Here is a 24,588-nt window from a genome sequence, read left to right as displayed (position 1 = left end):
CAAGCGAGACTTCATGCATTCGCATCGACACCGGCCACGAGTGTCTCGACCCTCCCGTAGACGTCATCGAAACGCACGATATCGTCTTCCCCCAGGTAACTGCCGGTCTGCACTTCTATCAGTCGCAGCGGAATCTTTCCGGGGTTTTCCAGCCGATGCACGGTGCCCAGCGAAATGTAGGTCGACTCATCCTCGGAGAGCAGGAAGCTGTTCAGCGTGTCGTCGTTGCCTTGCCCCTGGGTGACTCGCGCGGTCCCCTGGACGATGACCCAATGCTCGGCACGATGATGGTGCATTTGCAGCGAGAGCGTGTGCCCCGGATTGACGACGATCTCCTTCACCTGGAAACCGTCGCTGATCACCATGGTGCGGTAGTGCCCCCAAGGGCGGTAGACGCGCTGATGACTGTGGCACTCGCTACGCTTGCGCGACTTGAGCATGTTGACGATCTGTTTGGTGTCCTGGGCATGGTCGCGATCGGCCACCAGGACGGCGTCGTCGGTTTCGACGATGATCAGGTTGTCGACGCCGACGGCGGCCACCAGCCGCGATTCGCTGCGCACGAAGTTATTGCGCGATGCATGCAACAGCACGTCACCCTGGATCGCATTGCCCTCTGCGTTGGCGTGTTTCGCCTTGAGGTCATGCAGAGAATCCCAGGCGCCAATGTCATTCCAGCCCGGATCCATGGGGATTACAGCGGCGTGGCGGGTACGCTCCATGACCGCATAGTCGATGGAGTCGCTGCGGCATTCACCAAAGGCAGCGTTATCGACACGTAGAAAATCGAGATCTTCACTGCGATTGTGATAAGCGGTTTCACAAGACTGCAATATGTCCGCCGCGTGCTCGGCGAGCTCGGCCAGGTATTGGCGTGCCCGAAACAGGAAAATTCCGCTGTTCCACAAGTAGTCGCCACTTTCCAGGTATTGCTGGGCCCGCTCTGCATCAGGCTTCTCGACGAAAGCGGATACGCTGAAGCCCGCTCCCTGCGGCTCACCCTTGCGAATGTAGCCATACCCCGTATTGGCGGCCGCCGGTTGGATACCGAAGGTCACCAGGCTGCCGCTTGCGACCATGGAAAAACCATCGGATACGGCTGCAAGGAAGGCTTCCGGCCGTTCGATGACATGGTCGGCCGGCATCACCAGCAACTGAGGATCGTCCTCGATTTCCAGCGCGGCCATGGCGGCCAGCGCTAGCGCCGGCGCGGTATTACGGCCTTCCTTTTCAAGCAGGATGCGCGCCGGCGCGACACCCAGGCTATTGAGCTGTTCGGCAACGAGAAAGCGATGCTGCTCGTTGCAGACGATCAATGGTTCCCGACAATCCGGCAGGCCCCGTAGGCGCAGCACGGTTTCCTGCAGCAGGCTGTGGGTATCGGAGTTCAGCTTGAGGAACTGCTTGGGATAGTGCTCGCGTGAGACAGGCCACAGACGCGAGCCGGAGCCGCCGGACAAGATGACGGGTATGATCATGAAAACTCCTGAATTTAGGGTTTGTCGTTGACAAATCCCCGCGTAACTGTCAGCAACAGTATCTTCAGATCGAATCCCAGCGACCAGTTATTGATGTAATACAGGTCATATTCTATACGTTTTTCCATGTCGCTGACATCTTCGGTGATACCACGCAGGCCGTGAACTTGCGCCCAGCCAGTAATCCCCGGCCGGACGCGATGACGCTGCATGTAAGCACCGATCATATCCTTGTACAAGGCATTATGATCCATTGCGTGGGGCCTGGGCCCGACCAATGACATTCGGCCCTGCAATACGTTATAGAACTGCGGAAGCTCGTCAAGACTGGTTCGCCTCAGCCAATACCCAAGCCGAGTAATGCGACCATCCAGATGCTGAGCCTGCTGGGTGCTGCTGCCCGTCTCATGCTTGTGCATGGTACGAAACTTGTAGATACGAAAACGCTTGCCATCCAAGCCGTGGCGGTACTGCTTGAACAATATCGGGCGCCCCATGGTTAGCCAGATGACCGCTGCGATCAGCAGCATGACCGGCACGAAGAGCGCGAACAGCAACGTCCCCAGCAACCGGTCTTCTATCGCCTTGGCAATCCGCGCCGGACCGCGCAAGGGGCTGTAGTTGAGATCGATGGAAAACATGTCGGCGACCTGGGTCATGCGATGATTGAGCAATCGCACATCTGAAAGATCGGGAAAGTAGCGCACGTCGACCGGCACGGCGATCAACTGATCGGCCAGTGCCTTGACGGTATTGCCGTGATTCAGTGGATAGCTCAGCCATATCTCGTCGAAGGTACGACTGAAAACTGAATCGTTGACCAACAGGCGAACCTGATTGAGGACCTGAGCCTCATCCTCGTGCACGATCAGTCTGTCGATGCGATAGCCCGCATAGGGGATTTCGGTCAGCCGCTGGCGCACCTGGTCGACGTTCTCGGGACGACCGATGAATAGCACGGACTTGAGATTGTGTCCGCTCGCTCGCAGGCGACGCAGGTAAACGTACAGCCCCCCCCGCGCCAACAGGCCGATGGCCAGGACGCCCAGACTGGAAAGCGCCATCCATAAGCGCGAATAGATATAGCCGCTCTGCGTGACGACCAGAAAGGCACTGATCAGCAGAACGGTGACCGCCCAACTGATGACGTAGGTACCGAACATGCTGAATATGCTGCGACCACGCCATGCCTGATAGAGGCCGAACATCTCACCTACCGCGGGTAACAATAGAGCCCCAGCGATGATCAACAGGGGATATTCGATTCCGTAGATATAGTCGAGATTGGGCAGACACCACAGGAAGAAGGCGCCGACAGCCATGGCCAGGGCGGCATCGAAGCCGCGCATGACCAGACGCAACATTTCATTGCTCGTTCGCGACGCCATGTCTTTTTAACCGCTTACACGCGACAGCAGCGCCATGCTGTCGACCAGATCCTGGGTACCCAGATCGCCGACGGCGGCTTGCAGGTTCAACCGGTCGAGCAGGTACTGGCGCACGACGTCGACGAATTGGATACGCAGGTCGTAGAGATCGGCGCGTGCATTCAGCACGTCGACCAGGTCGCGAAGCCCCAGCTGTTCGCCCTTTTCGGCGGCCTCCAGGAACAGGCTGGCGGATTCGATCGAGCGCTTGAGCGCTTCGATCTGACGCGCATCGCCTTGCAGGCTACGCAGGCGCTGGCGAACCTCCTGGCGCGCCAGCTTGAGCGCATTGATGTAGCCCGCCTGGGAGGCTTGCTGAGCAAGCTCGCCCTGCTTGACGCTGGCGCTGGTGTAACCACCCTGATAGATCGGCACGTTCAGGCGCAAGCTGGCCGAGGTGTCACTGCTTTCGCGGAAGGGGTCGTTGGAGGCGCGATCCGAATACGAAAGATTGAGATTGAGCTCGGGGTAGCGTCCGGCGCGGCGTACACCGGTGTCGGCCCGGGCGATTTCCATCTGCTGCTTGCCCAGGGCGACTTCGACGTTGTTGACCGTGCGCGCGAGCCAGGGCTCGGGCTCGTCCCAGCTTCCCGACAGCGTCAGCCCGCCGAGATCGCCCAGGCCGCTACCGGCGAATTGGGGCAGTTGCCCGGTCAAGCGCTCCAGCATGCTCAGCGCGTTGTTGAGTTCGTTCTCGGCGCTGACGGTATCGGCGACCGCCTGATCGAGCCGCGACTGGGCTTCGAGCAAGTTGATGCGATCGCCGACGCCCAGGTCGTAGGCGCGTTGGGCCTGCCTGACCTGAAGCGTCAGCGATTCCTGCTTCGAGGCAAGCAAGCCGAGCTTGCGCGAGGCCACGAAGGCGTCCAGGTAGGCTTTCGCGACCTGCAACGCCAGGTCGCGCTCGGCGACCGCGACTTCCAATTGCGCCGCATCGCTCTGCGCCTCGGCCTTGTCGACCTTGCGCCAACGCTCGAGGCTGAACAGCGGCTGGGTCAGCTGCACCTGCCAGGTCTGGTCGCGGGTAATACCTTGATAGCGCGCCTCGTAATCGTCGCCGGCGCCGCTGAGCTCGTTATCGGGATTATAGGCCGGGTTGTCGGTGTAGTAATTGTCCGACTTCTGGTAGGCATAGCCGGCACTGGCCGATATTTGCGGCTTGAGCCCGGCCTGAGCCATGGGCACCTGCTGCGCGGTGGCCTCGGCATCGTAGCGTTGGCTGGCCAGGTCGGCATCGTTCTCGAGCGCCAGAGCGAACAGTCGCGGCAACGAGGGCAGTGCCTCGCTGCGTGCGTCACCTGGCGCCGGAGCCGATGCAGTGCCGACTGTCTGATCCTTCAGCGAACCATTCAGCGACCCGTCCAGCGCCGGCAGGCTGGCATCGACCTCATCCATTATCGACGTCGCTTGAGCGGCGGCCAGTGGCGAGAACAGCTGCCCTATCAGCAAAAGGCCGGGCAGCCCCGTGCGGAACGTGCGTGGGCGTTGCATGCTCAATTCTCCCGCATGGCGCGAGCCAGCATGTCGGTGATCGGTTTGGTCATGTAGCTGGCGAACGTCCGCTCGCCGGTGCGAATCAGCACTTCGGCGGGCATGCCGGCAAGCAGTTGCATGTTCTCGGTCATCTCCTTCTTGCCCTCGTCGGTCACCTTGACCCGCGCCTTGTAGTATTTGGCCCCGGTGGCTTCGTCCTCGAAGGAGTCGGCGCTGACGTTGATGACTTCGCCATCGATGACGTTGGATAGCCGCTGATTGAAGGCGCTGAAGCGGATTTCGGCGTATTGCCCGGGATAGATATTATCGATGTCGCGATCGGGAACGCGAGCCTCGACGACGAAGTTATCGCCGGACGGGACGATTTCCATGATCGGATCGCCGGGCTTGATCACCGCACCGACGGTGTGCACTTTCAAACCCACCACGGTGCCGGTCACCGGGGCGGTGACGGTGGTGCGCTTGACCTGATCGCTGAGCGCGGTGATGCGCTCCTCGGCATCGGCGATGTTGGCCTGGGCCTCGCGCAGTTGCTCGCCGATCTCTTTCTGGAACTCCTGGATCTTGACCTGCTTCTGGACCTTGTTCTCGCTGATCTGCGACTTGAGCTCGGCGATCTTGGAGCGATTCTGGGCGACCTCGCCCTGGAACTGCATGACCTGGCGCTCCAGCTCGCGCAGCCGCTGGTTGTCGCCCAACCCCTCCTTGAACAGCGAGCGGTAGTCCTGGGCCTCTTCCTTCAACGACGCCATGCGCGCCTGGTTGACCTCGATCATGCCCTGCAAGCCGTCGATCTGCTCGCGCATCTGGGCCATCTGCTCGTCGAGGGCACTGAGGGTGCCTTCGAGCGCCCCGCGACGCGCCTGGAACAGCGCACGCTGAACGGCCAGCACTTCCTTGACGCGCTGGGCGTCGCTGTTGAGCAGTTCATCGGGGAACGTCAGCGACTCGGCGCCTTCCTGCTCGGCGAGCAGGCGGATCTCGGCGGCGCGATTGATCAGATATTGAGAGCGCGAGATCTCGAGCTGCGAGCGCGCCTGGGTCTTGTCGATCACCAGCAAGGTGTCCCCGGCTTCGACATGGTCGCCATCCTCGACGTTGATTTCGTCGACGATGCCGCCCTCCAGGTGCTGAATGGTCTTCTTGAACGATTCGACCGAGACCGACCCTGGCGCCACAACCGAAACTGCCAGGTCGGCGGTGGCCGCCCAGCCGCCGAAGCCGCCGAAGGCGACCAGCAGAATCGCCAGGCCCAGACGCCGATAGCTCTTGTCGCTGGTGGGCAGCGAGCTGGCCGGCGCCGACTCGTCGGAGGTCAACTGCCGAGGCGGCGTAATATCGATACTGCGGGAATTGTCGCCTGCCATGTTACTCATGCTCCCGAGATTGCGGCTTGTCGGCATTGCCGGGGTTGTTCGCCCCCTGAACGGCGGTCAGCCGGCCGGTATTCGACCGACCCAGGGCATTGTTGCCCTTTTGCGCCGGCGTCTTGGCGAACTGGGCCAGCACCTGATCGCGGGGGCCGAACATGCTGACCTGGCCCTCCTTGAGCACCAGCAACTTGTCGACGTGCTTGAGTACGCTATTGCGATGACTGATCACGAACAGCGTGACGCCTTCGGCCTTGAGCTGCTTGATCGATTCGCCCAGCGCCCGCTCGCCGCTATCGTCGAGATTGGAGTTGGGCTCGTCGAGCACCACCAGCACCGGATCGCCATACAGCGCACGCGCCAGCCCCACGCGCTGACGCTGGCCGCCTGACAGCGCCCCGCTGGCGGCATTGATATAGGTGTCGTAGCCGTTGGGCAACTGCAGGATCATCTCGTGTACGCCGGCCTTCTTGGCAGCGGCCACGACCTTCTCGGCATCGACCTCGCCGAAGCGGGCGATGTTTTCGCTGATGGTGCCGTCGAACAGCTCGATGTCCTGGGGCAGATAGCCGATGTGCGGGCCGAGTTCGTCGCGGTTCCACTGGACGATATCGGCGCCGTCGAGGCGTACCGTGCCAACCTGCGACGGCCAGATGCCCAACAGCACTCGCGCCAGGGTGGATTTGCCGGCGGCGCTGGGACCGATGATGCCGATGTGTTCGCCCTTGTCGACGCTGAAGTTGATGCCGCGAATCGTCGCCATGCGCACCCCCGGCGGCGCGGCGGCGACGGTCTCGATGGCGATGTCGCCACGCGGCGTGGGCAGCGACATGCGGCGCTGCTCGTCGGGAATCTGCTCGAGCAGTTCGTTGAGGCGATGATAGGCGCTGCGCGAACTGACGAAGCCCTTCCAGCTGCCGATCATCTGGTCGATCGGCGCCAGGGCCCGGCCCATCAGGATCGAGCCGGCGATCATCATGCCCGGCGTCATCTCGCCCTGGAGCACCAAGAATGCACCCAGGCCGAGGATCAGCGACTGGAACAGCATGCGCAGGACCTTGGAGGCATTGGTCAGCGCGCCCGCGCGATCGCTGGCCTGCGACTGCTTGGAGAGGAATTCGTGATGCTTGCCGGCCCAGCGCCCCATGATCCCCGGCAGCATGCCCATGGCATGCAGCACCTCGGAGTTGCGCAGGTTGGAATTGGCCAGATCCTGAGCCTTGATATGGTCGTTATTGGCCTCGGCCAGCAGCGTCTTGGTGGCCTTCTCGTTGGCTATCGCCAACACCAGCAGAACGACACCCGCCACAGTGGCGAAAACGCCCAGCCAGGGGTGAAAGAGATAGAGCACGGCCAGGTAGATCGGCACCCAAGGGGCATCGAAGAAGGCGAACAGCCCGTTGCCGGTTAGGAACTGACGCAGGTTGGTCAGGTCGCTCAGCGGTTGCGCGGTCTGCTTGCCTTGGGTCAGCACGCTGCGCCGGAACATCGCGCTGTAAAGGCGCTCATTGACCAGTTTGTCCAGACGATTGCCGACGCGAATCAGAATCCGCGAGCGCACCAGTTCCAGCCCACCCATGACCATGAACAGGAACACCACGACCAAGGTCAACATGAACAGGGTTTCTTCGCTGCGCGAACTGATCACGCGATCGTAGACCTGCAACATGTACAAGGGGGGCACCAGCATCAATAAATTGATGAACATGCTGAAAAACCCCACCGAAAAGAATGATCCGCGACACACCTTGAGGGCGCGCTGCAGATCGGTGGCTTCTTTCTGGGTGGCCATGCAATCGCTCGCTATAGGACGAAGAACAGAGGATGTAACGGCAGCAGGCGTCCAAGCCCAAACCGACCGGGCGCCAAGGATATCAGATTCTCGCCGGCATCATGAGAGGGGACATAGAATAGATCGAGGCGTCGCAAGCGACGCCTCGATCAGCTAGGGGTAAACGGGAGTATTCAGTCGATCGGGCCTCGCTAAGCCGAGGCCCGGATGGTATGCCGCCCAGGTTTGACGATATGCCAGCAGGCGCGCGCAAATCGGAAGTGACGAACGAACTCTGCAGTCGTCGTCACAGCGATTGTAGGGGCTATGCCGTGTCGAATCGCTGGCCGACCCGCGCAATATGCGCACGCAGCTCATCATTGTCGATATCTTGATAGCGAACGATGTCGAAAAGATAGGGTGTGTTGAGCTCATCGACGCGGTTCAGTAGCCGGAGCAGGTCTTCGTCGGAGATGCTGCCATAAAGCACCAGATCGATATCGGAACCGGGCCGAAAGGTCCCCTTGGCCCGCGAACCGTAGATCACCGCCTTCTCTAGGCCGGGGCAGGCTGACAGGGCACCACGGATGGCTTCGATCGTGTTCTCCGACAAGCCGAACATCAGCGATATTGCTCCATCATCTCCCGAAACTGCTTCAATGCTGGATAGTAGCGCTCGACGATCTTCTGGAACTCGGTTTCCAGGATGCTGCGGCGGTAGGCATGCACCGTGTGATTGCGGGTTTCTATCATGTCCATCCATACCTGACCATCTTGCAGCAGGCCGATGTTGAATGCATGGCGGGCCGCGCTGCGCGACCCAGTCACGTTCTGGATACCTTCATGCTCGAGGTAATCCTTCATGACCTTCCAGGCGAGTTCGTGCGTGAACTCGAAGCGCTGGATGACACCCTCCTTGATGATATCCAGCTCCGTATCGCCATATGCTTCGACAGCCTGCTCAAGCTGTGATAGCGCATTGATATAGTTTGAAAAACGCTGTTCCCAGCGGATATCGTCGGCCATTGCCACCCCCTATGTCGCTTGCCGCAGCGCACCGAGCGTTCATCGCAGCCTATCTTGCCCAATTCTACGCACCACCGGCAAAGGGACTATTGCCAGGCTGTCAGACAAAAAGGCCATGTCTCTTGCAGGGACATGGCCTGAATACTAGTGACACCGCTCAGCGCCACGGTATCACGTCATTCAGCGATATACCGGCAGGCGCGCGCAGACCGCATCGACCTTGGCCTTGACCTCGCTTTCGGCGACGTTGGAGTCGCCCTCGCCCAGGGCGTCGAGGATGTCGCAGATCCAGCCGGCCAGGTCGCGGCATTCGCTCTCGCCGAAGCCGCGGGTGGTGACCGCCGGGGTGCCGATGCGCAGCCCTGAGGTGACGAACGGGCTCTGCGGATCGCCGGGCACGGCGTTCTTGTTGACGGTGATATGCGCACGGCCCAGCGCGGCGTCGGCGTCCTTGCCGGTCAGGCCCTGCTTGACCAGCGAGAGCAGGAACAGGTGATCCTCGGTGCCGCCGGAAACCACGTCGAAGCCACGCTCGAGGAACACCCCGGCCATCGCCTGGGCGTTCTTCACCACCTGCTGCTGATAGCTCTTGAACTCTGGGTCCATGGCTTCCTTGAAGCAGATCGCCTTGGCGGCGATGACGTGCATCAAGGGGCCGCCCTGGCCGCCCGGGAAGACCGCCGACTGCAGCTTCTTCTCGATGTCGGCGTTGTCCTCGGCGGACAGGATCAGGCCGCCGCGCGGGCCGCGCAGGGTCTTGTGGGTGGTGGTGGTGACCACGTGGGCGTGGGGCAACGGGCTCGGGTAGACGCCGGCGGCGACCAGCCCGGCGATGTGCGCCATGTCGACCAGCAGGAACGCGCCCACTTCGTCGGCGATCTCGCGGAACTTCGCCCAGTCGATGATTTGTGAATAGGCCGAGAAGCCGGCGATGATCATCTTCGGCTGGTGCTCGCGGGCCAACTGCGCGACCTGGTCGTAGTCGATCAAGCCGTGCTCGCCCAGGCCGTACTGCACGGCATGGTAGTGCTTGCCCGAGAAGTTGGGCTTGGCGCCGTGGGTCAGGTGGCCGCCGGCGTCGAGGCTCATGCCCAGCACGGTGTCGCCGGGCTTGACCAGCGCCTGGAACACCGCGGCGTTGGCCTGCGAGCCGGAGTGCGGCTGGACGTTGACGTAAGTGGCGTTGAACAGCTGCTTGGCGTAGTCGATGGCCAGTTGCTCGACCACGTCGACGTGCTCGCAACCGCCGTAATAGCGCTTGCCGGGATAGCCTTCCGCGTACTTGTTGGTCAGCTGCGTGCCCTGGGCCTGCATGACGCGCGGGCTGGCGTAGTTCTCGGAGGCGATCAGCTCGATGTGCGCCTCCTGGCGAGCGACCTCTTTGCGCATCGCATCCCACAACGCGTCGTCGAATCCGGCAACCTGCATATCACGGGTGAACATCGGCGATAATCCTCGGCTTAAAGCGAAAAAATCAGGCGTCATGATACCCCAGCGCTCCCGGCCTTTCACATGAAAGCCGGTCAAGCCGACCCGAGAATTTCTCACCTTGGGTTTAGCTCTGCTATAGCCAGTTGGTCATGAACTCGCCCTTACCTTTCACCGGTTAGCAGTTTTCGAATCTACTCGAACATTTCCAGTAGCAGTGGGTGCCATAACGCCTTGTCGATCTCGCCCAGCCGACCCAGCAGGCGGGTTTTATCGATACAGCGCACCTGGTCCAGCAGGATGCGGGCTCGCTTGCCCTGAAAGGTCAGTTCGGGCCGACAGCCCAATGGCTGGCCCTTGCTGGTGATGGGCGCCACGATGACACGCGGCAAGGCTGCGTTCATGTCATCGGGCGAGACGACCAGCGCGGGCCGGGTCTTGCGTATCTCGCTGCCCAGGGTCGGGTCCAGGTTCACCCAGAAGACATCGCCGCGCCGAACGGATTCTGGCCGTTTCACCATTCCCAATCGTCACTGTCGGTATCCGGGGGCAATCCCTGCCAGGCGTCGGTATCTCGCTGTTCCTGATAGTCGTCGAACCATCCCTGACGGGCCGGCTTTATCGGCTCTATGACGATGCGCCCGTTTTCCTGGTGCAGCTCGATCTCGCCATCGATACCGCACTCATCGAGCAGTAGCGCGGGAATCAGCACACCGCGTGAATTGCCTATCTTACGCAATGTCGTTCTCATGGCTCCTCCTGGCCAATCAGCGTAATAACCATGTTATTACGCTGAAGACGATTCCACCAGTAGCCGATGCTTGCCTCACGCCTCGCCCAGCAGCCCCAGGCTGGCCATCGGGGTCTGCCGGCGCACCCCGCGCGCCAGCAGGTGGCCGATCAGCCCGATCAGCAGCGCCCCGCCCAGCGGCAGCGCCAGCCACAGCGTGAGATGCAGGCGCGGCGCCAGGTCCAGCCAGCCGACATACACCCCGGCCGCGGCGAGCTCGGCGAGCAGCGCACCCATCAGCCCGCTGGTCAGCCCCAGCAGGGCGAATTCGACGCCCTGGATGCGCGAGATCAGCCGGTCGCCGGCGCCGAATGCCCGCAGCAGGCCGCTTTCGTGGGTGCGCAGCGAGTGGCTGGCGGTGAGCGCGGCGTACAGCACGCTGACCCCGGCCAGCAGCACGAATATCAATACCAGTTCCACGGCGCGGGTGACCTGTGCCAGCAATTCGCGAACCCGTTCGAGAATGGCATCGACGTTGAGCAGCGACACGCCGGGATAGGCCTCGACCACGCGTCTCAGCAGGTCGCGGTGCTCGCTGGCGTCGAGCTTGAAGGCGGTGATGTAGCTGTGGCCGTAGCGCTCGAGCACCCCGGGCGGGAAGATCACGAAGAAGTTGGGCCGGAAGCTGTCCCAGTCGAGATCGCGCAGGCTGGTGATCTCGCCGGTGACCCGGTCGCTGCCGACGGTGAAGCTCATGGTATCGCCGAGCCCCACGCCGAGCCGTTCGGCCAGGCCGTCCTCGACCGAGATCGGCACCGGCCGTCCGCTATCACCGTCCACCGGCTCGCCGTTATCGTCAGCGAACCACTCGCCGGCGACCACGCGGTTGCCCTCGGGGACGTCGGCGCGCCAGGTCAGGTTGAGCTCGCGTTGCAGGGCGTTGTCGCCGCGGTTCTCTTCAGGCACCACCTCGCGGGGCTCGTCGCCGTTGATCGCGGTGAGCCGGCCACGCACCATCGGGTACAGCGCGGTGCGCGCATCCACCGCGCCATCGAGCAGCTCGACGAAGCCGTCACGCTCGCCGGGCTGGATATTGATCGCGAAGTAGTTGGGCGTGTCCGCGGGCAGCTGCGCCTGCCAGGCGCTCAGCAGGTCGCCGCGCACCAGGGTGATAATCGCCATCGCCGCGAAGGTCACGGCGAACGCCAGCAACTGGCCGAGGCTCGCCTGACGCCGCCGTGCCAGCTGACGGGCGCCGAGCCGCAGCGCCTGGGCGAAACCGCCGCTGCCGGCAGCGCCCTGCCCCGACCCACTGCGTCCGGCCAGGCGCAATACCAGGCCGAGCAGCAGCCAGCCCAGCCCCCACAGCAGCGCCAGGGCGATGAGCCCGCCCACCAGCAGCGCCGCGGAAAGTGCAAGATCGCCGGAATACAGCCACAGCAGTGCGCCGAACACCAGGCTGGCCATCGCCACCACCAGCCACGCCGAGGCGGGCAGCGGGTCGAGTTCGCGACGCAGTACCTTGAGCGCGCTGACCCGCTTGAGTCGCAACAGGGTCGGCCCGGCGAAGCCCACCAGCACCGCCAGCGCGGTGAGCACGCCCATCAGCAGCGGCAGAATGCCCGGCGGCGGTAGCTCCATCGGCAGGAACTGCGCGAGCAGCGCCAGCAGGCCGGCCTGCCCGGCCAGCCCCAGCAGCGCGCCGAGCGCCGAGGCGCTGAGCGCCAGCCACAGCAATTGCCAGGCGAACAGGCTCGACAGCTGCGACTGGGTGGCGCCGAAGCAGCGCAGCAGCGCAGCGGTATCCAGGTGGCGGTCGACATAGCGGCGGGTGGCCATCGCCACGGCGACCCCGGCGAGCAGTACCGCGGCCAGCCCCGCCAGGCTCAGGTATTTCTCGGCGCGCTCCAGTGCACTGCCCAGCTGCGGACGATCGTCGCGCACGTCCTCGACATCGACGCCCTCGCCGGCGAGACGCTCGAGCAGCGCGTCGACGCCGGCCACCGCCTCGGGCGACCCCCTGGCCAGCAGTTCGTACTCGATGCGCGAGCCGGGACGCACCAGTCCGGTGGCATCGAGATCGGCAATGCGCATCATCAGTCGCGGGTTGAAGCTGGAAAAGCCCGCCGACTGGTCCGGTTCGCGCTCGATCAGCCCGCTGACCGTGAGCTCGGCCTGACCGACCTGCACGCTGTCGCCGACGCCCACGCCGAGCAGCTGGGCGAGGCGCGGCGCGATCCACACCGAGCCCGGCTCGGGCCCCCGGGGCAACTGGCTGATCTGGCCGTCTCCGAGGTCGACGCGGACTTCGCCGTAGAGCGGATAGGCGTCGTCGATCACCTTGAGACTGGCCAGCTGGAAGGCCTCGCCACGGCTGATCATCGAGACCATGTCGACCTGGTCGGCGAGCGTCAGCCCGGCGTCGCGCAGCGTCTGGTAGAGCGACTCGTCGAACGGCTGGCCCTGTTCGAGCTTGATGTCGCCGCCCATCAGCTGGCCGGCCTGGCGGGTCAGGCCGCGATCCAGGCGGTCGAGAAAGAAGCCGATCATCGTCGACGCGGCCACCGCCAGCGCCAGGGCGATGAACAGCGCCCGTACGTCGCTGGCGCGCAGGTCGCGGCGCAGCCCCTTGAGCGAGAGTCCGAGCATGCCGTTCATGCCTCGACCTCGTCGCGATCCAGCGCCACCAGCCGCCCCGCGTCGAGACGCAGGCAGCGCCCGCAGCGCCGCGCCAGGTGATGATCGTGGGTGACCAGCACCAGCGTGGTGCCGGCCTCGCGGTTGAGCGTGAACAGCAGGTCGATGACGGTCCGCCCGGTCTCGCGATCGAGATTGCCGGTGGGTTCGTCGGCGAACACCAGCTCGGGCCGGGTGACGAAGGCCCGCGCCACAGCGACGCGCTGCTGCTCGCCGCCGGACAGCTGCTTGGGCAGATGGTCGAGACGCTCGCCGAGCCCGACCCGTTGTAGCCATTCACGCCCGCGCGCGGCGGGATCGCCATCGGATGCGAGTTCCAGCGGCAGCAGCACGTTTTCCAGCGCGGTCAGCGTCGGCAGCAGCTGGAAATTCTGGAACACGAAGCCGACCCGCCCGGCACGCAGCCGCGCCCGACCGTCCTCGTCGAGCGCCGGCAGCGACTCGCCGAACAGCTCGAGACTCCCCGCGCTGGGCACGTCGAGCCCGGCCAGCAGGCCCAGCAGGGTCGACTTGCCGGAGCCCGAGCTGCCCAGGATCGCCACGCTCTCGCCGGCCGTCACGCCGATGTCGAGCCGATCGAGGATGGTCAGCCGGCGCTCGCCGCTGTCGACATGCTTGCTGAGCCCCCGGGCCTGTAGAATGGGTACCGAGGACACCGATGATTCACGCGCTTGGGAGTTGGACATGAGACAAACGTTCCCTGTAGTTGGGCAATCTATAGTTGGGCAATCTATAGTTGGGCAATCTATAGTTGGGCAATCTATAGTTGGGCGAGGCTTGGTTGGGCGATGGTCCGACCACAATGGTAAACGTACCTGGCTGGCGGCGCTGTTGTTATGGCTGCTGTTGGCGGCCTGGGCCGGGCCGGCCATGGCGGCGCCCAAGCTGCTGGTGATGGGCGACAGCCTGAGCGCGGCCTACGGCATCGAGCGCGAGTCGGGCTGGGTGCAGCTGCTCGACGAGCGGCTCGCCGACGAAATCGAGGTGATCAACGCCAGCATCAGCGGCGAAACCACCTCGGGCGGCGCCACGCGACTGCCCGAACTTCTGCGACAGTATCGGCCCGACATCGTTCTGCTCGAGCTCGGCGGCAACGACGGCCTGCGCGGCCTGCCGCCGCCGCAAATGCGCGCCAACCTGGCGGACATGATCGAGACCAGCCAGCAGGCCGGCGCCGAAGTGCTGCTGCTGGGCATTCGCATTCCGCCCAACTACGGGCAAGCCTACGCCGATGCCTTCAGTCGGGTCTACCGCACCCTCGCCGAGCGCTACGACGTGCCGCTGGTGCCGTTCATCCTAAAGGGCATCGCGCTCGACGACTCGCTGATGCAGGACGACGGCATCCACCCCACCGCCGAGGCGCAGCCCCTGGTCCTCGACAACATCTGGCCGGCGCTGGAGAAGCTGCTGCCCGAGCAGGCCGTCGCCGAGGCCACATTGCCTAAAGACTAAAAAAAGACCAAGATAAGACCACTCAACTGGAGAAGCGAGCCATGCGTGTCGAAACCATCAGCTACCTGAAGAAAAACGCCGCCACTCTGGATGTGCAAGAACCACTGGTGATCACCCAGAAGGGCAAGCCGACCTATGTGGTCGAATCCTACGCCGCCCATGAGCGCCGGGAGCAAGCCATTGCCCTGCTCAAGCTGCTGAGTCTGGGCGAAAAGAGCCGCGCGGAAGGCAAGACCATGAGCGCCGAGGAATTCATGGCGAAGCTGGAAGCTCGCCACGAAGCCGACAGAGGCGAGTCGATGTGAACTCGCCTGTCGAGATCACCTTCGAGCAAACCGCAGATGCGACGCTCGAGGCCTGTGAGCACTTTCTGATCGACAAGCTGGAGATGCCGATCGATCAGGCCCAGGCGCTTTCCCTGCGATTGCTCTCAAGCACGTTGGAGCGGCTGTCGCAAAGACCCGGCACCTATCGTATCTGTCGCATCGCCCTGGAAATGGGCGTCGACCATTATCGCGAGCTGCTGGTCGACGACTATCGGGTCATCTATCGCTTCTGGCCCGAGGAAAACCAGGTCTCCATCTACCTCTTTGCCCACCAGCGCCAGGACTTCAAGCAGTTGCTGTTCGAGTATCAATTGCTGCGTTAAGGCTCTGAAACCGGCAGCGGCGCCTTCTGCAACTGCTGCAGACCCAGCCCGGCGAGGATCAGCACCAGGCCGATCAGCGTCGAGGCCAGAATCGGCTCGCCGACGATGAAGTGCAGCAGCAGCAACGACACCGGCGGCGAGAGGAAGATCAGGTTGGAGACCTTGGCGGTGCGCGAGACCTGATGCACCGCCATCTGCCACAGCACGAAGGCGAAGCCCATTTCGAACAGCCCCACATAGACGCCCGCGCCGAGGCTCGCCCAGCCGTGCCAGTTGAACCCCGGGCCGAAGGCGACGATGGCGGTCAGCACCGGCAGGCCGACGCTGAAGTTCTGCCATTGCGCCACCAGCGGCTGGCGATGATCGCGGGTGTTGAGCAGCCAGTAGAGCGCCCACAGCAGCGTCGAGAGCAGCGCCATCGCCACCCCCAGCGGGTCGGCGAAGGCCACGTCGAGCACCTGCCCGCGGGTGGCGATGGTCCACACCCCGGCGTAGGCGATCAGCCCGGCGAGCACATCGAAACGGGTCAGTCGCTGGCCGAGAATCGGCACGGCGAGAAACGCCATCGCCAGCGCCCAGGTGTAGTTGAGCGCCATTGCCTCCTGCCCGGGCAGCCGGTCGTAGGCAGCAAACAGCGTCAGGTAATACGCCACCGGGTTCATCAGCCCGGCCCATAAAGCCGTCCGCCAGCCATGGCGCAGGGCGCTGGCCAGTTGCCCGCGGCGCACCATCAGCACGCCGATCAGCAACCACGAAACCAGCGCGGCAAGCCACATCAGCTCGGCCGGCGTCATGCCGGCCAGCGCCAGCTTGAAGGCGGTGGCCACCGTCGACCACAGCCCCACCGCCCCGACGCCGCAAAGCATCGCCCGTTGATCGCGCGTCATCTCGTTCCCCCGCTTCCACGCCTGGCGCGGCTTCCATTAGGATGAGGCGAACAGCCTAGCCGGGCCGCCGAGCGCTGGCGAGTCCGGGGCGCCGCCCACAAGGAACCGTTCATGCCGAGTCAATTGCCGACAGCCGTCGAAAGCGCCTTCGTCACCGCCTACCGTCTCGATGGCCGCGGGGGCGGCGTAGAGCTCGATAACGAGGCCCTGCACCGCGCCTGGGACAGCGACAATGCCCCGCTGTGGCTGCACCTGGATTTCCGCCACGACGACGTCACCGACTACCTGGGGTCGCTGGCCGGGCTCGAGGAGGCGGTAATCGAGGCGCTGCTCGAAGCGGATACCCGGCCCCGGGTCGCGCGCTTCGGGCGTGGCGTGGTGACCACCCTGCGCGGTATCAACTTCAACCCGGGCGCGGCCCCCGACGACCTGATCTCGCTGCGCGTGTGGATGACCCCCAAGCGGCTGATCACCCTGCGTCGACGCACCCTGCATGCGGTCAACGTGGTCCGCGAGCGCATCGATGCCGGCGAAGGCGCGCTGTCGGTTCCCGACCTGGTCGCCTGGCTGGCCGAGACGCTGGTCGACCAGGTCGGCGATGTCACCCATCAGCTCGAGGAGCGCATGGCCGAGCTCGAGGACGCCCAGCTCGCCGCCCGCGGCAACCTCAACGCCGACGAGCTGACCCGCATCCGCCGGCCGCTGATCACCCTGCGGCGCTTCATGGGTCCGCAGCGCGACTGTCTGTCGCAGCTCGCTCAGGGCCCGCTGTGGCTGGATGACGAAAGCAAGGTGTCGATTCGCGAGAGCGCCAACCAGCTGTCGCGCTACGTCGAGGACTTCAACGCCATGCAGGAGCGCGCGCTGATTCTCCAGGAACAGCTATGGAGCGAACACAACGAACAGCTCAACAAGCGCATGTACATGCTGGCCATCGTCACCACGGTATTTCTGCCGCTGAGCTTTCTGACCGGGCTGCTGGGCGTCAACGTCGGCGGCATTCCCGGCACCGACAGCCCGCTCGGTTTCACGCTTTTCGTCACCCTTACCGTGGCGGTGGGCATCGGCGTGATGGCGCTGCTCAAGCGCAAGCATTGGTGGTGAAGAGGGAAGAAGGAAGAGGGAAGAGGGAAGAAGGAAGTTCAACCTTCCCGCTCCAGCCTCCCCTCTTCAACCTTCCCTCTTACTTCTTCTCGGTATGCCCCAGATCGCGCTGCGGGTCGAGCCGGACGCGACTGGCCGGTACGCTCAACGCGTTGAAATCCCTGCCCGCTCTGGCCATGATGCTAATTCTGTAGCAGCGTACGCGCGGCACGCCAACCTCACAGGACAGCAAAGCGCATGAAAAGACCCGCCATGATCGACGCCCGGTTGCTGGAACGCATCGTCGATGCCTCGGTCGACGGTATCGTGGTCGCCGAGCAGGAAGGCGATGAGACCATCCTGATCTACGTCAACCAGGGATTCGAGCGCCTGACCGGCTACAGCGCCGACGAGATCCTCTACCGCGATTGCCGCTTTCTGCAGAACGACGACCGCGATCAACCCGCCCTGCCGCGCATCCGCCAGGCGCTCAGCGAGCATCGCCCGTGCCGCGAGGTGTTGCGCAACTATCGCAAGGACGGCACGCTGTTCTACAACGAGCTGTCGATTACCCCGCTGTTCGACGAGCAGGACCAGTTGACCTACTTCATCGGCGTGCAGAAAGACGTCACGCAACTCGCCGAGGCCCTGGCCGAACTCGAGGCGCTCAGGCTGAAACAACAGGAGTTGCAAGAACGGACGAAACACGGCCACGAGTGAGGCCGCCCCACATACGACGACGCGCCTGGATTTTATTGGCCTCAGCCTCTTGTACAGAGCGCCGGGTGGCGTTATATAGCGACCAAGGCATCATCGGGATGCCCGGAAGCTACCCGCGTCAGGGAGGTAGGTGGTCATGAGCCGTGAATCCTTCATCGCAGAACAGGCCAGCGAAGAGCAGGACTTCTTCGAAGCCGTCAACGACGAACACTTTACACGCCCCCGCGCCAGTCGCGCCGACAGCCTGCGCGCACGCCGCCAGGTCGAAGCCCTGCTCGAGGAGCGCCGCCTCAAGAAAGCCATCGAGGATGACTGGTTCACCGGGCTCGACGAGGAGGAGTAGACGTTGCGTGGGAGCGGTTCATTGGCGGTGGAATAGCTGACACCCATCGGGAACAAGTTCCCTCCCACTAAAACCCCCGACCCATGCTCCAATGAGCCATCCGGGCCGGGTCGCGTGGGAGCGAATCTATTCGCGATCGGGTGGGCAGCTTTACTTGCCGGGCTATACCGGGCGCCTGACGGCGCCAATCGGGAACAAGTTGCCTCCCACAAGACCGGCTGGCTGGCCTTTCCGCTGGACCGCCACTATCATCGAGGCCCATCGTTCATTTCCAACCGACCGGATTTCCATGGCGCAATACGTCTTCACCATGAACCGGGTGGGCAAGATCGTGCCCCCCAAGCGCGAGATCCTCAAGGATATCTCGCTGTCCTTCTTTCCCGGCGCCAAGATCGGCGTGCTCGGCCTGAACGGTTCGGGCAAATCGACCCTGCTGCGGATCATGGCCGGCGTCGATACCGAATACAACGGTGAAGCTCGGGCGATGCCGGGGCTGAACGTCGGCTACCTGCCGCAGGAACCCGAGCTCGACGACAACAAGACGGTGCGCGAAACCGTCGAGGAAGCGGTCGGCGAGATCAAGCAGGCGCAGGAAAAACTCGACGCCGTCTACGCCGCCTACGCCGAGCCGGATGCCGACTTCGACGCGCTGGCCGCCGAGCAGGCGCGGCTGGAAAACCTGATCGAGGCCGCCGACGCCCACAACCTGGAGCGCAAGCTCGAAGTCGCCGCCGAAGCGCTGCGCCTGCCCCCCTGGGACGCCAATGTCGGCGTGCTCTCGGGCGGCGAGCGCCGCCGCGTGGCGCTGTGCCGGCTGCTGTTGTCGAATCCCGACATGCTGCTGCTCGACGAGCCGACCAACCACCTGGATGCCGAATCGGTGGCCTGGCTGGAGCGCTTCTTGCACAACTATTCGGGTACCGTGGTGGCGATCACCCACGACCGTTACTTCCTCGACAACGTCGCCGGCTGGATTCTCGAACTCGACCGCGGCCAGGGCATCCCTTTCGAAGGCAACTACTCCGACTGGCTCGCAGCCAAGGAGAAGCGCCTCGAACAGGAAGCCAAGCAGGAAGCCTCGCGCAACAAGGCGATCAAGCAGGAGCTCGAGTGGGTGCGCAGCAACGCCAAGGGCCGCCAGGCCAAGAGCAAGGCGCGCCTCAATCGCTTCGAGGAGATGCAGTCCGGCGACTTCCAGAAGCGCAACGAGACCAACGAGATCTACATCCCACCCGGCCCGCGGCTCGGCGACAAGGTCATCGAACTGCACGACGTCGCCAAGCGCTACGGCGACAAGCTGCTGTTCGAGAACCTGTCGTTCCAGGTACCCAGGGGCGCGATCGTCGGCATCGTCGGCGGCAACGGCGCGGGCAAGTCCTCGCTGTTCCGGATGATCAACAAAAGCGAGACCCCCGACAGCGGCGAGGTGGTGCTCGGCGATACGGTCCAGATCGCCTATGTCGAACAGCTGCGCGATGCCCTCGACGACAAGCAGACGGTGTGGGAAGCGGTCTCCGGCGGCCAGGACATGCTCAACATCAATGGCTATGAAGTGTCGTCGCGGGCCTACGTGGGTCGCTTCAACTTCAAGGGCAACGATCAGCAGAAGCGCCTGTCGGAGCTGTCCGGCGGCGAACGCGGCCGGCTGCAACTGGCCCAGACCCTCAAGCAGGGCGCCAACGTGCTGCTGCTCGACGAGCCGTCCAACGATCTCGACATCGAGACCCTGCGCGCCCTGGAAGAGGCGCTGCTCGCCTTCCCCGGCTGCGCCATGGTGATCTCTCACGATCGCTGGTTCCTCGACCGCATCGCCACGCACATCCTGGCCTACGAGGGTGAATCGCAGGTGGTGTTCTTCGAGGGCAACTATACCGATTACGAAGCGGATCACAGGAAGCGCGTCGGCAGCGACACGCCCAAGCGCATGAAGTACAAGCGCATCGACGCCTGACCGGCTTCGCCGGAGCTATAAGCTGTAAGCTTATAGCGGTAAGTAAAACCCCACGGACCTCAGGGTCGTGGGGGTTTCTTATAGCTTACAGCGCCCGGCCTGTATTGACGCTGCGCGTCAATACAGGCCGGGCTCGCCACGCGGACGCGTCTTGAAGCGCCGGTGCAACCACAGGTATTGCTCGGGTTGGCGGCGGATCGCCGCCTCGATCACCGCATTGATGCGTGTCGCGTCGGCCACTTCATCGCCGCTGGGGAAATCTTCCAGCGCCGGCAGGTATTCCAGGGTGTAGCTGCGATCGTCGGGGTTGCGATGGAAGATCAGCGGCATCACCGGCGCTCCGGTCATGCGGGCGATCTTGGCCGTGAGCCTGACGGTCGCCGCCTCGACGCCGAAGAACGGCGCGAACACGCTGGCATCGCGACCGAAGTCCTGGTCCGGCGAATACCACACCGCATGGCCGGCCTTGATGCGCCGTACCACGCCGCGCAGGTCGCGACGGTCGATCGCCTGGCCGAAGATCCGCGAGCGCGCGCGGGTCATGAAGCGCTCGAACAGTGCATTGTCGTGCGGACGATAGACCACGTCGGCGGGGAAATACAGCGAATGCAGCGCGCCGCCCAGGTCGAGCGTCGAGAAGTGAATGCCGATGATCAGCGCGCCCTTGCCCTGGGCGAGCGCCCGGTGCATGTGCTCTTCACCACGGAAGGTGACGCGGTGACGCAGGTGCTCGGGGTCACGACACCAGCCGGTCGCCGTCTCGAGAATGCCGATGCCGTTGGCCAGAAAGGTCGACTTGACCAGCCCGGCGCGCTGGTGCTCGTCGAGCTCGGGAAAACACAGCCGCAGGTTGGTTTCGGTGATGTGCCGGCGGCGCTTGCCGAAGCGCCAGGCCAACCAGCCAATGGCCCGGCCGACGGCCAGCTTGAGCGACCAGGGCAGCCAGGCGCCCAGGCGCATCAGGCCGATCGATAGCCAGGTCGGCCAGTAGCGCGGATGGGCCAAGGAGCGTGGCGAAGTCGTATCGGTCATGGAAAGCGCTTCCGTCATGCTGCGAAAAGTGGCTAGTTTACCCATCGGCGTGGGGAGCGTCAGTGCAGCCTGTTGATGGGGGCGAATGTATTCGCGATAGCGGTGGCCACTGTGCCTGCCGGGCCATGCCGGGCGCCTGGCGGCGCCAATCGGGAACGAGTTCCCTCCCACAAGGGCCCCCGACCCATGCTCCTGTGCCACCTTCATCGGGAACGAGCCCCTCCCACCAGACCGCCAGGTTTCCTCTTCAGAGCTGGCGGTAGCGCCGCGACACCCGTGGCAAGATCCCGGTCAGCAGCGTGTAGCTGACGGTGTCGCAGTGCCGGGCGACCTCGTCGATCGACAGCCGCGTGCCGTTGGCCGCATCCTCGCCCCAGAGCACCACGCGGCTACCGATATCGGCTTCGGGCAAATCGGTGATATCCACCGTCAACATATCCATGGAGACCTTGCCGGCCAGCGAACAGCGTTGACCGTCGACCAGCACCGGGGTGCCGTCGGCGGCGTGGCGATCGTAACCGTCGCCATAGCCGGCGGCGACCACGCCGATCCGCGACGGCCGCGGCGCTCGCCAGCGCCCGCCGTAACCCACCGGCTCGCCGGCGGCGATCTCGCGCACCGCGATCAACTCGGAGCGCAGCGTCATCACCGGCCTGAGTTCCCGCGTGGCATCGTTCTCGCCCTCGAGCGGGTTGCTGCCGTAGAGCATCACCCCGGGCCGATTCCAGGCGCCATGCGCTTGTGGCCAGGCCAGCGTCGCCGGCGAGTTGGCCAGACAGGTCGGCGCGCCGAGTCGCTGCGCCAGCGCCTCGATCATCCCTAGCTGGTATTGGAAATAGCCCGGCTCCAGCGCATCGGCGGTGGCGAAATGGGTCATCAGGTGCAGCGCCGTGACCCGCTCGGGCACGGCGCGAAGGCGTTGCCATAGCGCCTTAGCCCGCGCCGGATCGAAGCCCAGCCGGTGCATGCCGGAGTCGACCTTGAGCCAGGTCGGAATCGGCCGGCGCGGCCGGTAATCGAGCAGCGCCGCGACCTGCCACTCGCTGTGCACGACGAGCCACAATCCCCATGCATCGACCCGTTCGAGCTCGTCATGGGCAAAGATTCCCTCGAGCAGCACGATGGGCTTGGCGATTCCCGCCTCGCGCAACACGGCGGCCTCTTCGAGACTGGCAACGGCGAAGGCCGGCGCCAGATCCTCGAGCGCCCGGGCACAGGCCACGGCGCCATGCCCATAGGCATCGGCCTTGATCACCGCCAGCGCCTGGCTGGAAGGCGCCAGATCGCGTGCCAGGCGATAATTGTGGCGAAGCGCGTCGAGATCGATATCGGCATGGAGCGGCCGGGCCATGCGAGCCTCCTGAGACGGCGTGTTCGGGATTCAAAGGACCCATTATTTGCTAACGGAATCATGATTTCACGCAGCTGAACTCAACAGCGCGACAATCCAGCGATGATCGCTGAATTGTCGCGCTTCTGGCGGCCTTTGGGGCTACGGCAAATCGGCCGTTATTCGCTGGGTGGCGTCGGCGGCTCGCCGATGTCCATCATCGCCTTGTAGCGACCGCCCTCTTCGTTGGGCAGAGCGAGGCGAACTTCCTCGCCGGTCTGCAGCCACTCGCTGAGGGCCTGCAAGGTCGCGGTCTCGAGAATGCCCGACTCACGGCGCAAGGCCAACAGGTCGATGACGTAGCTGTAGCGCGCCTCGGCATAGTTGGCCAGGGCGGTATACAGGCGCTGCTCGGCGTCGAGCACGTCGACGATGTTGCGCGTGCCTACCTCGTAACCGGAGCGTGTGGCCTCCAGGGCGCTGCGATTGGAGACGATCGCCTGCTGCTGGGCCTCGACGGTCTCGACGTCGTTGACCACTTGAGTGTACAGCGAGCGAACCTGCTGAATGGTCAAGCGACGCTGCGATTCGAAGTCGTATTGTGTGGCCTCGAGTTGATAGGTATTGCTATTTATCTGGGCACTGGTGCTCCCGCCGTTGAAGATCGCCCATGAACCGCGCAGGCCGATCTCGGCACCCGAGCTCTCGCCCACGAGGTATTCGTTGTCGCTGTCCGCGTAGTCGTAGCTGGCGTAGGCGTCGAGACTCGGCAGGTAGCCCGCCCGCGCGACATCGACGTCGCGATTGGCGACATTGATGGCCTGGTTGGCGGCCAGCAGGATCGGGCTGTTGTCCATTGCCAGGGTCACCCAGGCATCCCGGGAGCTGGGCTGGGGAACTTCGATGGGCAATGTCTCGGACAGCGTACTGATGGCGTCGTAACGCTTGCCGGTAAGCCGCTCGAGCGACTCGAAGCTGACCTGCAGATCGCTCTCGGCGGCGATGCGCTGGGCACGCGCCAGGTCATAGCTGGCCTGCGCCTCGTTAACGTCGGTGATCGCGATCAAGCCGACCTCGAACTGCTCGCGGGCCTGCTCGAGCTGACGACTGATCGCCTTCTCCTGGGCGACCCGCGCAGCGAGGATATCGCGCGCCTGAAGGATATTGAAGTACGCCTCGGCAACGTCGTAGAGCGTCTGCTGGCGCTCGCCCTCCAGCACCAGCGCCTGCTGGCCGATCTGCTCCTCGGCGCGTTGCAATTCGTACCAGTTGGTCGCATCGAACAACGCCTGGGTGGCCTCGATACCGACACTTGCCGAATTGTAGTTATCGTCGTTGGGCGACGCCCCGGCGCGCGCAGTGCTTGTCTGGCTCTCGAACGTGCGGTTGTTGGCGGCATTGGCGGTAGCGTTGACCTGCGGCAACAGATCGCCACGCTGGACATCACGCGCTTCCTCGACGCTCTTGAACGTGGCGCGCGAAGAGGCCAGATCGGCATTGTTTTTCATGGCATCGCGGGCAATCGTGGCGAGATCGGCAGCCTGGGCCTGGGCACCCAATGCGGAAGCGACCAGCACGAACAATAGCCGCCGGGCAAAGCCCGACCGCGGCGACGGGTGCGGAAGTGAGACGGAACGTGACGGCATCGATGTTTCCTTTCGATAGCAAGCGATAACGGCAGACATTATACATACAATGCCGCATGTTAGCTTGCTTAGCA

Annotated in this window: 23 protein-coding genes; 7 read left to right on the top strand and 16 right to left on the bottom strand. The window is 63.9% G+C overall.

Translation table 11 applies throughout. The features are described 5' to 3' along the window. Nucleotides 1-11: 11 nt before the first annotated feature. From K7I12_RS08960 to K7I12_RS08905, 12 genes are all read right to left on the bottom strand, one after another. A complete protein-coding gene (locus tag K7I12_RS08960) occupies nucleotides 12-1,478 on the bottom strand; it encodes a mannose-1-phosphate guanylyltransferase/mannose-6-phosphate isomerase (protein WP_231663944.1) in 1,467 nt (488 codons plus the stop codon). A gap of 14 nt (nucleotides 1,479-1,492) precedes the next feature. Continuing rightward, nucleotides 1,493-2,800 carry an undecaprenyl-phosphate glucose phosphotransferase gene (locus tag K7I12_RS08955; protein WP_231663943.1) on the bottom strand — a complete coding sequence of 436 codons (1,308 nt, stop codon included), beginning with the start codon at nucleotides 2,798-2,800 and terminating at the stop codon, nucleotides 1,493-1,495. Nucleotides 2,801-2,872: 72 nt separating this feature from the next. Then, nucleotides 2,873-4,396 carry a TolC family protein gene (locus K7I12_RS08950; RefSeq protein ID WP_231663942.1) on the bottom strand — a complete coding sequence of 508 codons (1,524 nt, stop codon included), beginning with the start codon at nucleotides 4,394-4,396 and terminating at the stop codon, nucleotides 2,873-2,875. A gap of 2 nt (nucleotides 4,397-4,398) precedes the next feature. Continuing rightward, nucleotides 4,399-5,766, bottom strand: a complete 1,368-nt coding sequence (locus K7I12_RS08945; RefSeq protein WP_231663967.1) for an HlyD family type I secretion periplasmic adaptor subunit — start codon at nucleotides 5,764-5,766, stop codon at nucleotides 4,399-4,401. 1 nt (nucleotide 5,767) lies between these two features. Beyond that, nucleotides 5,768-7,561, bottom strand: coding sequence for a type I secretion system permease/ATPase (locus K7I12_RS08940; RefSeq protein WP_231663940.1), 1,794 nt, complete (start codon nucleotides 7,559-7,561; stop codon nucleotides 5,768-5,770). A gap of 304 nt (nucleotides 7,562-7,865) precedes the next feature. After that, entirely contained in the window at nucleotides 7,866-8,162 is a 297-nt protein-coding gene (locus K7I12_RS08935) for a nucleotidyltransferase family protein (RefSeq protein WP_231663939.1), read from the bottom strand. Next, a complete protein-coding gene (locus K7I12_RS08930) occupies nucleotides 8,162-8,566 on the bottom strand; it encodes a nucleotidyltransferase substrate binding protein (RefSeq protein ID WP_231663937.1) in 405 nt (134 codons plus the stop codon). Before K7I12_RS08930 ends, K7I12_RS08935 begins: the two co-directional genes overlap by 1 nt. A gap of 180 nt (nucleotides 8,567-8,746) precedes the next feature. After that, nucleotides 8,747-10,009, bottom strand: coding sequence for a serine hydroxymethyltransferase (gene glyA / locus K7I12_RS08925; protein ID WP_231663936.1), 1,263 nt, complete (start codon nucleotides 10,007-10,009; stop codon nucleotides 8,747-8,749). A gap of 179 nt (nucleotides 10,010-10,188) precedes the next feature. Continuing rightward, nucleotides 10,189-10,515 (bottom strand): type II toxin-antitoxin system PemK/MazF family toxin, encoded by a 327-nt coding sequence (locus K7I12_RS08920; protein WP_231663935.1) that lies wholly within the window; start codon nucleotides 10,513-10,515, stop codon nucleotides 10,189-10,191. Next, a complete protein-coding gene (locus K7I12_RS08915) occupies nucleotides 10,509-10,745 on the bottom strand; it encodes an AbrB/MazE/SpoVT family DNA-binding domain-containing protein (protein ID WP_031384228.1) in 237 nt (78 codons plus the stop codon). The genes K7I12_RS08920 and K7I12_RS08915 overlap by 7 nt, the downstream gene beginning before the upstream one ends. 75 nt (nucleotides 10,746-10,820) lie before the next feature. Then, nucleotides 10,821-13,382 carry an ABC transporter permease gene (locus tag K7I12_RS08910; protein WP_231663934.1) on the bottom strand — a complete coding sequence of 854 codons (2,562 nt, stop codon included), beginning with the start codon at nucleotides 13,380-13,382 and terminating at the stop codon, nucleotides 10,821-10,823. Next, entirely contained in the window at nucleotides 13,379-14,107 is a 729-nt protein-coding gene (locus K7I12_RS08905) for an ABC transporter ATP-binding protein (protein WP_031384230.1), read from the bottom strand. The genes K7I12_RS08910 and K7I12_RS08905 overlap by 4 nt, the downstream gene beginning before the upstream one ends. Nucleotides 14,108-14,252: 145 nt before the next feature. On the opposite strand from K7I12_RS08905, the gene K7I12_RS08900 reads away from it, so the two are divergent. The 3 genes from K7I12_RS08900 to K7I12_RS08890 are packed head-to-tail and all read left to right on the top strand — an operon-like array spanning nucleotide 14,253 to nucleotide 15,522. Further along, nucleotides 14,253-14,873, top strand: coding sequence for an arylesterase (locus K7I12_RS08900; RefSeq protein ID WP_442908038.1), 621 nt, complete (start codon nucleotides 14,253-14,255; stop codon nucleotides 14,871-14,873). 41 nt (nucleotides 14,874-14,914) lie between these two features. Continuing rightward, a complete protein-coding gene (locus K7I12_RS08895) occupies nucleotides 14,915-15,178 on the top strand; it encodes a type II toxin-antitoxin system Phd/YefM family antitoxin (RefSeq protein WP_031384232.1) in 264 nt (87 codons plus the stop codon). Further along, nucleotides 15,175-15,522, top strand: coding sequence for a type II toxin-antitoxin system RelE/ParE family toxin (locus K7I12_RS08890; RefSeq protein WP_031384233.1), 348 nt, complete (start codon nucleotides 15,175-15,177; stop codon nucleotides 15,520-15,522). The genes K7I12_RS08895 and K7I12_RS08890 overlap by 4 nt, the downstream gene beginning before the upstream one ends. Here the strand turns inward: K7I12_RS08890 and K7I12_RS08885 are convergent. Continuing rightward, nucleotides 15,519-16,409 (bottom strand): DMT family transporter, encoded by an 891-nt coding sequence (locus tag K7I12_RS08885; RefSeq protein ID WP_231663933.1) that lies wholly within the window; start codon nucleotides 16,407-16,409, stop codon nucleotides 15,519-15,521. The two genes, K7I12_RS08890 and K7I12_RS08885, sit on opposite strands and share 4 nt — an antisense overlap. 111 nt (nucleotides 16,410-16,520) lie before the next feature. On the opposite strand from K7I12_RS08885, the gene K7I12_RS08880 reads away from it, so the two are divergent. From K7I12_RS08880 to ettA, 4 genes are all read left to right on the top strand, one after another. Next, nucleotides 16,521-17,513 (top strand): zinc transporter ZntB, encoded by a 993-nt coding sequence (locus K7I12_RS08880; RefSeq protein ID WP_231663932.1) that lies wholly within the window; start codon nucleotides 16,521-16,523, stop codon nucleotides 17,511-17,513. 237 nt (nucleotides 17,514-17,750) lie between these two features. Next, nucleotides 17,751-18,212, top strand: a complete 462-nt coding sequence (locus K7I12_RS08875; RefSeq protein ID WP_231663931.1) for a PAS domain-containing protein — start codon at nucleotides 17,751-17,753, stop codon at nucleotides 18,210-18,212. 136 nt (nucleotides 18,213-18,348) lie between these two features. Then, a complete protein-coding gene (locus tag K7I12_RS08870; protein ID WP_031384238.1) occupies nucleotides 18,349-18,555 on the top strand; it encodes a PA3496 family putative envelope integrity protein in 207 nt (68 codons plus the stop codon). 289 nt (nucleotides 18,556-18,844) lie between these two features. Next, the gene (gene ettA, locus K7I12_RS08865; RefSeq protein WP_231663929.1) at nucleotides 18,845-20,506 is read left to right on the top strand and encodes an energy-dependent translational throttle protein EttA; all 1,662 of its coding nucleotides are present in this window, start codon (nucleotides 18,845-18,847) and stop codon (nucleotides 20,504-20,506) included. 117 nt (nucleotides 20,507-20,623) lie between these two features. Here ettA and lpxL read toward each other — a convergent pair whose 3' ends face one another. From lpxL to K7I12_RS08850, 3 genes are all read right to left on the bottom strand, one after another. Continuing rightward, nucleotides 20,624-21,538 carry an LpxL/LpxP family Kdo(2)-lipid IV(A) lauroyl/palmitoleoyl acyltransferase gene (gene lpxL / locus K7I12_RS08860; RefSeq protein ID WP_231663928.1) on the bottom strand — a complete coding sequence of 305 codons (915 nt, stop codon included), beginning with the start codon at nucleotides 21,536-21,538 and terminating at the stop codon, nucleotides 20,624-20,626. 247 nt (nucleotides 21,539-21,785) lie between these two features. After that, complete coding sequence (gene alr, locus K7I12_RS08855; RefSeq protein ID WP_231663927.1) at nucleotides 21,786-22,889, bottom strand: alanine racemase; 1,104 nt, start codon at nucleotides 22,887-22,889, stop codon at nucleotides 21,786-21,788. Between the two features lie 158 nt (nucleotides 22,890-23,047). Beyond that, nucleotides 23,048-24,514 (bottom strand): TolC family outer membrane protein, encoded by a 1,467-nt coding sequence (locus K7I12_RS08850; RefSeq protein WP_031384242.1) that lies wholly within the window; start codon nucleotides 24,512-24,514, stop codon nucleotides 23,048-23,050. Nucleotides 24,515-24,588: the final 74 nt, after the last annotated feature.

Origin of the sequence: Halomonas sp. IOP_31, assembly GCF_021151495.1 — a bacterium.
In the GTDB taxonomy this organism is placed as follows: Bacteria; Pseudomonadota; Gammaproteobacteria; order Pseudomonadales; family Halomonadaceae; genus Modicisalibacter; species Modicisalibacter zincidurans.
This window is presented reverse-complemented; position numbering and strand designations above follow the sequence as displayed.